8 protein-coding genes and 1 pseudogene are annotated in these 10,877 nt (G+C 67.9%); 4 read left to right on the top strand and 5 right to left on the bottom strand.

The window, feature by feature from the left end; genetic code table 11:
• Window positions 1–195 (bottom strand): annotated as a pseudogene (locus C5F75_RS34600) (hypothetical protein); the annotation flags it as partial.
• 328 nt (window positions 196–523) lie between these two features.
• Between C5F75_RS34600 and C5F75_RS34595 the strand changes: the two are divergent.
• Window positions 524–2,341, top strand: coding sequence for a methyl-accepting chemotaxis protein (locus tag C5F75_RS34595; RefSeq protein ID WP_104013413.1), 1,818 nt, complete (start codon window positions 524–526; stop codon window positions 2,339–2,341).
• A 138-nt stretch (window positions 2,342–2,479) separates the two neighbouring features.
• Here C5F75_RS34595 and C5F75_RS34590 read toward each other — a convergent pair whose 3' ends face one another.
• Entirely contained in the window at window positions 2,480–2,878 is a 399-nt protein-coding gene (locus C5F75_RS34590; RefSeq protein ID WP_059898475.1) for a LysR substrate-binding domain-containing protein, read from the bottom strand.
• Between C5F75_RS34590 and C5F75_RS34585 the strand changes: the two genes are divergently transcribed.
• Together C5F75_RS34585 and C5F75_RS34580 are read left to right on the top strand one after the other, a co-directional pair.
• The gene (locus C5F75_RS34585; RefSeq protein ID WP_226094206.1) at window positions 2,795–3,667 is read left to right on the top strand and encodes an amidohydrolase family protein; all 873 of its coding nucleotides are present in this window, start codon (window positions 2,795–2,797) and stop codon (window positions 3,665–3,667) included. The two genes, C5F75_RS34590 and C5F75_RS34585, sit on opposite strands and share 84 nt — an antisense overlap.
• A gap of 4 nt (window positions 3,668–3,671) precedes the next feature.
• A complete protein-coding gene (locus tag C5F75_RS34580; RefSeq protein WP_059577851.1) occupies window positions 3,672–4,814 on the top strand; it encodes an MFS transporter in 1,143 nt (380 codons plus the stop codon).
• A gap of 108 nt (window positions 4,815–4,922) precedes the next feature.
• Here the strand turns inward: C5F75_RS34580 and C5F75_RS34575 are convergent, their stop codons facing one another.
• From C5F75_RS34575 to C5F75_RS34565, 3 genes are all read right to left on the bottom strand, one after another.
• Window positions 4,923–6,104 carry a fumarylacetoacetate hydrolase family protein gene (locus C5F75_RS34575; protein WP_059577854.1) on the bottom strand — a complete coding sequence of 394 codons (1,182 nt, stop codon included), beginning with the start codon at window positions 6,102–6,104 and terminating at the stop codon, window positions 4,923–4,925.
• Between the two features lie 31 nt (window positions 6,105–6,135).
• Window positions 6,136–7,917: an IlvD/Edd family dehydratase gene (locus C5F75_RS34570; protein ID WP_059577857.1), complete on the bottom strand. Its 1,782-nt coding sequence runs from the start codon at window positions 7,915–7,917 to the stop codon at window positions 6,136–6,138.
• A 188-nt stretch (window positions 7,918–8,105) separates the two neighbouring features.
• Window positions 8,106–9,143, bottom strand: coding sequence for a LacI family DNA-binding transcriptional regulator (locus C5F75_RS34565; protein ID WP_081066637.1), 1,038 nt, complete (start codon window positions 9,141–9,143; stop codon window positions 8,106–8,108).
• 296 nt (window positions 9,144–9,439) lie between these two features.
• On the opposite strand from C5F75_RS34565, the gene C5F75_RS34560 reads away from it, so the two are divergent.
• The gene (locus C5F75_RS34560) at window positions 9,440–10,786 is read left to right on the top strand and encodes an MFS transporter (RefSeq protein WP_059577862.1); all 1,347 of its coding nucleotides are present in this window, start codon (window positions 9,440–9,442) and stop codon (window positions 10,784–10,786) included.
• The last annotated feature ends 91 nt before the right edge of the window (window positions 10,787–10,877 follow it).

Below are 10,877 nucleotides of genomic sequence, written 5' to 3'. Positions count from 1 at the left end.
CTGGCTCGCGAGCACGGCCGCGACGTTGCGCGACGTCTCGTGCGCATGCTCGATGACTTCGATGCGCGCGGCCCACAGCGTCGCCGCGCTGATCCCGAGCGCCGCGAGCGACATCAGCGTGCCCAGTGCGCCGACGACGAGCGGGTGGCGTCCGGCCCAGTCGGCGATTTTCTCGATCGAAGTGAAGGCGGGCATGCTCGCGCTCATAGGGGAAGCCGGCTGCCGGGGCGTCGGCGCGGGTCAAATCCGGGTTAACGGCATGGTTAACCGAAAATCGAGGCCCGCGGGCGACCCCGTCGGCGCGCGCGATCCGCCCACTGCGACGCAAACGTGTGCGACCGAAGCGGCTGGCCGCATCGCACGCATCGTATCGGCTGCCGGCCGCGAATTTGTCCTTATGGTCGGCCTCCGCGCCGGCCATTCGGCACGACTCAATTTCCTGCCGTCGGTGCCGTTAAGTGAATAAGGGTCGGCTCGTTCATCGATCCAGTTCAATCACGCGGCAACGGAGACCGAAGTCATCATGCTGTCATCAATTCGCGCACGGATACTGGCGACGTGTGTCGCCATCGTCGTGACGGCGCTGGCCGTAACAGGAGGGCTCGTTTATTACGTCGTCAAGACCCACAACGACGAGGCCATCGACCAGAATCACAAGTCCATCCTGGCCGGCCACGCGCTGGCGATCGACGAATGGGTGGCGAGCCGGTCGCGCGAAACCCAGGCGCTCGCGGATACGATCGCGATCGGCGAAGGCGACCCGGTGCCGGCGTTGAAGCTGCTCGGCAAGTCGGGCGGCTTCGAGGTGCTGACGCTCGGCCTGCCCGACAAGACGGCGTTCTCGAACGTGCCGCTCGCGCCCGGCTACGACCCGACCGCGCGGCCCTGGTACAAGCAGGCCGTCGGCGCGGGCCATCTGGTCGTGACGGCGCTCTACCGCGATGCGACGAGCGGCAAGCCGGCCGTCGCGTTCGCGGTGCCGGTGGTGCGCGACGGCGTGGTGAAGGGCGTGCTGGCAGCCAGCCTGTTCATGGAAAACGTGAGCTCGATCGTGACCTCCGTTCACCCGACGCCGGCGAGCTTCGCATTTCTGGTGGACAAGGGCGCTCGCGTGATCGCGTCGGCCACGACCGACCTGATCATGAAGCCCGCCACCGGTCTGTCGCCGGAACTCAATGCCGATCGCCTCGGCGCGCTGCAGACGGCGTCCGCGCCCGTCGCGGTGGACATCGACGGCGCCGCCAAGCTGATGCGTGCCCGGCCGATCGCCGGCACCGACTGGTCGCTGGTGCTCGCGCTCGACAAGGGCGACGTGACGGCCGGCATGCGCGCGGTCGCGACGACCACGCTGCTGGCGATCGTGATCGTCGCCGTCATCGCGGCCGCGCTCGTCGGCGCGATGACGAACGCGGCCTTCAAGCGCATCCTGATGGTGCGCGACGCGCTCACGGACGTATCGAGCGGCAGCGGCGACCTGACGAAGCGGCTGCCGGCCGACGGCGCGGACGAAGCCGCGCAGATCGCGCACGCGTTCAACGCGTTCGCCGAAAAGATCAGTGCGATCCTGCTGCAGATCCGTGCGTTCAGCGCGTCGGTCAACCTCGCGAGCGCCGAGATCGCCCAGGGCAACCAGGATCTGTCGGCCCGCACCGAACACGCGGCGTCGAGCCTGCAGGAAACGGCCGCCGCGCTCGAGGAGATCGCCGGCACGGCCCGCAACTCGGCCGACGCGGCGAGCCAGGTGAACCGTCTGGCGGAATCGGCGTCGGATGTCGCGCTGCGGGGCGGCACGGTCGTGCGCGAAGTCGTCTCGACGATGAACGACATCACGCAGGCGTCGGCAGAGATCGCCAACATCGTCGGCGTGATCGACGGCATCGCGTTCCAGACCAACATCCTCGCGTTGAACGCCGCCGTCGAGGCGGCGCGCGCGAACGAGCACGGCCGCGGCTTCGCGGTCGTCGCCGGGGAAGTGCGTGCGCTCGCGCAGCGCAGCGCGCAGGCCGCGCGGGAAATCAAGCAGCTGATCCACTCGTCGGTCGAGAAGATCGAAGGCGGCTCCGGGCTCGTCCAGACCGCCGGTGCGACGATGGACGAAATCGTCGACGGCGTGCGCAACATCACGAGCGTGATCGCCGAGATCAGCGTCGCCGCGAAGGAGCAGAGCACGGGGCTCGAGCAGGTGAATCAGGCGGTGTCGCAGCTCGACGACATGACGCAGCAGAACGCGGCGCTCGTCGAGCAATCGGCGGCCGCGGCGACGTCGCTGCGCGAGCAGGCGGCCCGGCTCGCGCAGACGGTCGGCGAGTTCAAGCTGGCGGAGCGGCCAGTGGCGGCTTGACGGTCAGCGTGACGGGGGTGGCGAGCACCGGCTTCACGGGCCGCGCCGCCGGAGCACGGCGACGCCGTCCGCCCCGAGTACACCGAGGCCGGCGTCGACCACGGACGTGTGCAACGCCATCCCATCGTGTCGGCGGGGCTATTCGCCCGCACCGGCAGCGAGCCACACGACCTGATCGCTCCAGGGCTGGTCGCGCGTAAAGCGGAACAGTGTGTCCTTGAGCAGGCGGATCCACGCATCGACCAGTCGTGACGGACGATTTTCGCGCAACGTGCTGATCGACACGGTCGAGCGAATCGCCGGCCGCTCGATCGCGATCGCCTTCAATTCGCCCCTCGCCAGTTCTTCCCGGATCGCGACGTAGGTGAGCAGCGAATAGCCGACGCCCGCGCGGACGAGCTGCTTGGTCAGCGCGACGCTGTCGATCTCGAATTCGACGCGCAGCCGGACGCCGTGCTGAACGGCGGCCTGCCACCGCCGCTGGCCGAACCACGCCGGCCGCTCTTGCGCCTGCCTGCCAACAGCTGCGACGCGCATTGCCATGTGTTCGGGCCGTTCGACCGTTACCCGTTGCCTGACGATCGCAGCTTCGATCCGTCCGCCGCGCCGGAAACGGCGTTGCGGCGCCTGCACGAGCGCCTCGGCTTCTCGCGCGCCGTGATCGTGCAGAGCCAGGGACATGGGTTCGATCACCGCGCGATGCTTGATGCGTTGCGCAATGGAGCCGGGCGTTACAAGGGCGTCGCGCTCGTTCGGCCGGGCGACCCGGACGCGCTTCTTGCGGAGTACGACGCGAACGGGGTGTGCGGCGCACGGTTCAACTTCCTCGCGCATCTCGGCGGCCGTCCGGACCTGGACGCGGTCAGGACGGTCGCCGCCCGCATCCGGCCGCTCGGCTGGCATATGGCGATTCACGTGTCCGGGCAGGACATCGCCGAATTTTCCCCGTTCATCCGTTCGCTCGACATGCCGGTGGTCATCGACCACATGGCGCGGGTCGATATCGACGAAGGAGCGGACAGCCCGTCGGTGCGTGCCCTGTGTGCGTTGCTCGATACCGGAAACGTGTGGGTCAAGCTGTCGGGCGCGGACCGGATGTCCAAAACCGGTGCGCCGTTCGAGGACACGTTGCCCGTCGCGCGCCGCTTCGCCGAGCACGCGCCCGAACGCGTGCTATGGGGCAGCGACTGGCCGCATGTGAACCTGGGCCATCCGATGCCGGACGACGGCGACCTCGTCGACCTGATCGAGCGGATCGTGCCGGACGAGACGCGCCGCATCCGGATGCTGGTCGACAATCCCGCCCATTTCTTCGGATTCAGGTGAACCCATGGCATCGACGCTCTCCATTGCGCACGAGCAGCCGGATGTGACGAACGACGCCGCACTCCAGCGCGCATTGCGCAAGAACCTCGTTCGCCTCGTCCCGCTGCTGGCAATCGGCTACTTCTTCAATTACATCGACCGGACCAACATCGGCTTCGCGGCGCTGACGATGAACAGCGATCTCGGTCTGACCGGCAGCCAGTTCGGCATGGCGGCCGGGCTGTTCTTCATCGGGTACTGCGTGCTCGAGGTGCCGAGCAATCTCGCGCTCTACCGGTTCGGCGCGCGGCGCTGGCTGGCCCGGATCATGATCGGCTGGGGGCTGCTGTCCGCCGCGTGCGCGGTCATCCAGGGGCCGACCAGCTTCTACGTGCTGCGTGTACTGACCGGGGCGGCCGAAGCGGGCTTCTTTCCCGGCGTGCTGTTCTACCTGTCGTGCTGGTTTCCGAAGGCATGGCGCGTACGGGTGCTCGCGTGGTTTCTGGTGGCGATCCCGCTGTCGTCGGTCGTGGGCGGCGTGCTGGCGGCGTTCATCATGCAACTGGACGGAACCGGCGGCCTCAAGGGCTGGCAATGGCTGTTCATCGTCGAAGGGTTGCCTGCGTGCGTGCTCGGCCTGGTGACCCTGCGGCTCTTGCGTGATCGGCCCGAGCAGGCGGAATGGCTGACGCAAGAGGAATCCGCGGCGCTGTCGGACGTGCTTGCCCGCGAATCGGCCGAGTTGCCGCAACGGAACTTCGGCGCGGTGCTTCGCGAGGTGCGGGTGTGGATCATGGTCGGCATTCTCTTCTGCTACTGGATCGGCATCAACGGCATCGCGATCTGGCTGCCGCTGATGCTGAAGGGGCACGGGCTTTCGACGTTCGCGGTCGGGCTGCTGTCGGGTGGTGTGCCGTACCTCGTCGCGGCGGTCGTCATGATCGCGTGGGCGCGGCTGATGGAGCGCCGAGGGCGGCACCTGCTGCATCTCGCGCTGGCGTGCGTCGTCTCCGCAGCGGGCCTGATGTTCGCCGTCGCGTTTTCGTCGCTGCTACCCGCGCTCGTCGGCATGGTGTTCGCGGTGATCGGGCTGAGCGCGGCCCGACCGGCGTTCTACAGCCTGCCGTCACGATATCTGACTGCGTCGGAGCAGGCGAACGGCACGTGACGCGCGTTCTATCGCACATGACATTGCGCGACTGCTTCAAGGGCGGATCATTGACCGCGATATCGTCACCGCGAGCAGCGCGCCGCTCGCGTGGCCTGTCTCGACGCCTCACGCAGCAAGCAGCCCGCGCGCGGCCAGATTCGCATACAGCGCGCGCACGCCGAAGGTCCACGGCGCGATCTCCGTGCAAAGCCGCACGGTGTTGACGAGCGCGCCGAGCGCGGGCGTCGAGATCGTCACGCGGTCGCCGAGGTGATGCGTGAATCCGCCGCCGGGCGCGTCGCGATCCTGGATCGGCGAGAACATCGTGCCGAGGAACAGCATGAAGCCGTCCGGATACTGGTGATGCGCGCCGCAGGTCTGCGCGACGAGGTCGGCCGGGTCGCGGCTGATCTCGCGCATGTGGCTGATGCCGTCGAGGACGAAGCCGTCGTCCGCGCCTTCGACGCGCAGCGACACGCTGCATTCCCGCACGCCATCGAGCGTGAAGCCATCGTCGAACAGCCGCACGAACGGGCCGATCGCGCATGAACCGTTGTTGTCCTTGCATTTGCCGAGCAGCAGCGCCGAGCGGCCTTCGATGTCGCGCAGGTTCACGTCGTTGCCGAGCGTCGCGCCCACCGGCCTGCCGTCGCTGGCCACGGCCAGCACGATCTCCGGTTCCGGGTTGTTCCACACCGACACGGGCAGCAGCCCGACGTCCGCGCCGAAGCCCACCGCGGACATCGGCTGTGCCTTGGAGAACACCTCGGCGTCCGGGCCGATGCCGACTTCCATGTATTGCGACCACGCGCCGCGGCGCTCGAGTTCCGCCTTCAGGCGCATCGCCGCTTCCGAGCCGGGTACGATCTTCGACAGATCGGTGCCGATGGTCGACGCGATGGTGTCGCGTACCTCCCGCGCCTTGGCCGGATCGCCGCCGGCCTGTTCCTCGATCACGCGCTCGATCAGGCTGACGGCAAAGGTGACGCCGCACGCCTTGACGGCCTGCACGTCGCACGGCGCGAGCAGGTGCGTGGCGCCCGGCGTGCCGTCCAGCGCCGCCTGCAGCAGCGGCTCGACGCGGCCGAGCGATTCGCCGGGGGCGGTGCGCGCGACGGCAACGGCATCGGCGCGATCGAACAGGTCGGCGGTGGTCGGCGCGGTGCGCGTGATGTCGAACACTTCGCCGCCGCGTACGGCGACGACGCTCGGGCCCGCGTGGGCGCCGTCATCCCGCCAGACGCGGCCGATCAGCAGCGCGTGGGCGAGGTCGTGCGGCAGGCAATCGGAAACGGAAGGAGTACGCATGATCAGCTCGGCAAGATTGGGGGGCGGTGGGTCAGTGCGAATGGCGCGGGTTGCCGCGCTGCTCGATCACCTTCAGGTACAGCGTGGCCGGTTCAAGGCAGCCGCCGGTGGACAACTGGCCGACGAACCGGCGATAGAGTTCCTGCCACGGCGTTTGCGCCTGCGGCACGGTGAAGCTTGCAGTTTCGCGGCGGCGCGCGAGTTCGTCCTCGTCGACGAGCACGTCGACGCTGCGGCGATTCAGGTCCACGCGAATACGGTCGTTCGTGCGCAGCAGCGCGAGGCCGCCGCCCACCGCGGCTTCCGGCGACATGTTCAGGACCGACGGGCTGGCCGACGTGCCGCTCTGGCGCCCGTCGCCCATGCACGGCAGCGACGTCACGCCGCGCTTCACCAGCTCGGCGGGCGGCGCCATGTTCACGACTTCGGAACTGCCCGGGTAGCCGACCGTGCCGCAGCCGCGGATCACCAGGATGCAGCGCTCGTCGATGTTCAGCGCGGGATCGTTGATGCGGGCGTGGTAGTCCTCCGGGCCGTCGAACACGATCGCGCGCGCCTCGAACGTATTCTCGGCGCCCGGCTCGGCCAGGTAGGTGCGGCGGAACGCGTCGCCCACCACCGACATCTTCATGATCGCGCTGTCGAAGAAGTTGCCCGACAGCACCATGAAGCCGGCGCCGTGCTTGAGCGGCGCGTCGGGCGTACGGATCACGTCGCGGTCGGCGTCCTGCGCAGTGTCGGCGATTTCTCCGATCGCGCGGCCCGACACGGTCAGGCAGTCGCGCCGCAGCAGGCCGGCCGCATCGAGCTGGCGCAGCACGGCAGGCACGCCGCCGGCGCGATGGAAGCTCTCGCCGAGGTATTCGCCGGCCGGCATGCAGTTGACGAGCAGCGGCACGGCTTCACCGAAGCGCTGCCAGTCGTCCAGGCTCAGTTCGACGCCCATGTGGCGCGCAATGGCGATCAGGTGCGGCGGGCAATTGGTCGAGGCGCCGAGCGCGGACGCGACGACGATCGCATTCTCGAACGCCGCGCGCGTCATGATCTTCGACGGGCGCAGGTCTTCGCGAACGAGTTCGACCGCGCGCTTGCCGGTCGCGTAAGCCATCTGGCCGCGCTCGCGATAGGCCGCGGGAATGCTCGCGCACCCCGGCAGCGACATGCCCAGCGCCTCGGCGAGGCTGTTCATCGACAGCGCCGTGCCCATGGTGTTGCAATGGCCGATCGACGGCGACGATGCCGTGGTCAGCTGCATGAAGCCTTCGTAGTCGATCTCGCCGGCCGCGAGCAGGTTGCGCGCATGCCAGATCACCGTGCCGGAGCCGACGCGCTTGCCCTCGTGCCAGCCATCGAGCATCGGGCCGCCCGACAGCACGATGGCGGGCAGGTCGACGGTGGCGGCCGCCATCAGGCAGGCCGGCGTGGTCTTGTCGCAGCCGGTCGTCAGCACCACACCGTCCAGCGGAAAGCCGTGCAGGACTTCCACCAGCCCGAGGTAGGCGAGGTTGCGGTCGAGCGCGGCGGTGGGCCGGCGGCTTTGCTCGGCCAGCGGATGCACGGGGAACTCCATCGGAATGCCGCCCGCGTCGCGAATGCCGGCCTTGGTGCGCTCGGCGAGCTCGATGTGGTGACGATTGCATGGCGCCAGATCGCTGCCTGTTTGCGCGATACCGATGACAGGGCGGCCCGACTGCAGCTCCTCGCGCGTCAACCCGTAGTTCATGAAGCGCTCGACATAGAGCGCGGTCATGTCTGCATGCGCGGGGTCGTCGAACCATTCCTGGCTGCGCAGACGGCGGGGTGTGTGTGACATGGCAGGCTGTCTCCGAAGGGCCTTCTTGATTTTGCGTGCCGGATGGTACCGGTAACATCGTCTGGATGTTAGCACGGGTTTTTTGCGTCGCGGAAGGGATTTCGTGCGCGCGTCGCGAAGGTGTGGGGCAGGGGATCGGTGCGAAGCCGCGCATGTCGCGTGTCGGCACGCGCCCGGCCGTCGGCCGGTCAGGCGCTTTCCCGCGGGATGATCGTGTAGTCGATCTGGATGCTTTTCGACTCGGTCGGCCCGCCGCCGTCGCGCGCCTGCAATGCCGCCAGCAACGCTTCGCCCGTGCGTCGCCCGATGCCGTACGCGTCGACCGATACCGTTGTGATCGTCGGATGGCAGCATGTCGCCACTTCGAAATTCCCGAAGCCGGCCACCGCGATGTCGGCCGGCACGGCGAGCCCGCGCCGGTGACACTCCATGATCGCGCCGAACGCCGACATGTCGCTCACGCACATCACCGCATCGGTATCAGGCCATCGCTCAAGCAGCGCGGCCATCGCCGGTCCGCCGTGGCTCATCGTGATCGGCGATTCGCCCAGCCGCACGACGCGCGGCTCGCCCAGCCCCAACGCCTTGATCTCCGCCTGGTAACCCTTGAGCCGGTCCAGGCCGCGGCGATCCAGTTCGCTGGCGCCGACCAGAAAGCCGATGCGCCGGTAACCGCGTTCGGCCAGGTGGCGCACCATCGCACGGGCGGCGCGCACGTTCGAGAAGCCCACGGCGGTGTCGATCGGGTGCGTGGGCAGGTCCCACATCTCGACCACGGGAATCGCCGAGCGCTCCAATACCTTGCGCGTCGCATCGGTGTGCTGCGACCCCGTCAGCGCGATGCAGCGCGGCTGGTGCCTCAGCATCGAGCGCACCAGCCGCTCTTCGCGTTCCAGGTCGTAGTCGGTGTCGCCGAGCAGCAACTGAAGGCCATGCGGCTCGAGCGCATCGGTCAGGCCGCGCACGGTATCCGAGAAGTTGGAGCTCGACAGCGACGGCACCAGCACCGCGACGAATTCCGACCGCCCCGACGACAGCGCACCGGCGGCCGCGTCGGCCACGTAGCCGAGCTGGTCGATTGCCTCGCAGACCCGTGCGCGCGTCTCCGCGGCCACGCTGTGGCCGGCGAGCACGCGCGACACCGTCATCTTCGATACGCCGGCAAGGCGCGCTACGTCGGACATGCGGGGCGGCCCGGCGGGCCGGACGGCGGTAGGACTGGGCATCGGAATCGCGGCCGGGAGAAGGCTGGAAAGGCTACATCATACCGGTGCGGCATACCGTGCAGACCAGCCCACGCGTGCACGTTGCCGCCATGCCCGTACTAGGGAAACCACGCGTTCGGCGGCACTTGTACGTGCGTATCGCCGCGTGCTACCTTCGAATTTGTTACCGGTATCAGCTGCCGATCGCTCCCGTCGCCTCGTCGGCTTTTTTTTGCCACGGAATGTTATCGGTAACATCGATGCGTCAAACGCACTCGCCGGTACGAAGAAGACCTACACAAACTGGAGACAGACCGATGCCATCCCTAACGCAGGCCGCTGCCGCACCGGCCGCGGCCGACTCGTCCGAAGACGCCCTCTACCGCAAGGTCATGCGGCGCATCCTGCCGTTGCTGCTGCTGTGCTACGTCGTGGCCTACCTGGACCGCGTCAACGTGGGTTTCGCGAAGCTGCAGATGCTCGACGACCTGAGCCTGAGCGACGGCGTCTACGCGCTCGGCGCCAGTATCTTCTTCTGGGGCTATTTCCTGTTCGAGATGCCCAGCAATCTGCTGCTGCACCGCTACGGCGCACGCTTCTGGATCGCGCGGATCATGATCACGTGGGGCATCGTGTCGTCGTCGATGGCCTTCATCGTGCCGCTCGCGCAGTTCTTCCACGTGCAGACGACCACGATGTTCTACACGCTGCGCTTCCTGCTGGGGCTGTGCGAAGCGGGATTTTTCCCGGGCGTCATCCTGTACATGAACTACTGGTTCCCGGCGCGGCGCCAGAGCGTGGCGATGTCGGGCTTCCTGGTCGCGATCCCGCTGAGCCTGACGCTGGGCAGCGTGGTGTCCGGCTGGCTGATGGAGCAGACACACGGCCTGTCGGGCATGAGCGGCTGGCAATGGATGCTGCTGCTCGAAGGGCTGCCGTCGATCGTGGTGGCGTTCATCGTGCTGGCCTGCCTCGGCGACGGCCCGCAGTCGGCGAAGTGGCTGTCCGCTGACGAAAAGGCGGTGCTGTCGCGCAACCTCGAATCCGAGGCCGTGCACAAGTCGCACAGCATCGGCGCCGCACTGCGTAGCCCGCGCGTCTGGCTGCTCACCTTCATCCTGCTGACGTTCAATACCGGCTTCTACGGGCTGGCTTTCTGGCTGCCGTCGATCATCCGCGCGTCGGGCGTGCACAGTCCACTGCATATCGGAGTGCTGACGGCCATTCCGTATCTGACGGCCATCTTCGCGATGGTGTGGAACGCATCGCACTCGCGCAAGACCGGCGAACGCCGCCTGCATGCGGCGATTCCCGCGCTGATCGGCGGCGTCTTCCTGATCCTGAGCGCGGCGTTCGCGCAGAACGTGGCGCTATCGATCGTATTGCTGACCATCGCCACCTGCGGCATTCTCGCGCTGATGCCGATCTACTGGACCTTTCCGGGGCAGATTCTGTCCGGCACGGCCGCGGCCGCCGGCATTGCGCTGATCAACTCGGTGGGCAACCTGTCCGGCTTCACGGGGTCGATGATCACCGGCGTCGCCAAGCAAATGACCGGCAACATCAACAACGGTACCTATGCGCTGGGCGCCTGCCTGCTGGTCAGTTGCGTGCTGATCGCGTCGATTCCGCGCGATATTCTGCGGCCGCCGGTGGGGCGGTAGGGCGTTCGCCCGACGTTACGTCCGGCCCGGGTTGGGACATCGCACCGCCCCGGCGCCGGATGCATCACGCAACGTGGATTGTTACGCGCGG

It is taken from the genome of Burkholderia anthinoferrum, from assembly GCF_002925705.1.
GTDB classification, from domain to species: Bacteria; Pseudomonadota; Gammaproteobacteria; order Burkholderiales; family Burkholderiaceae; genus Burkholderia; species Burkholderia semiarida.
The sequence above is the reverse complement of the archived record's forward strand: the minus strand, read 5'-3'. Positions and strand labels throughout refer to the sequence as shown.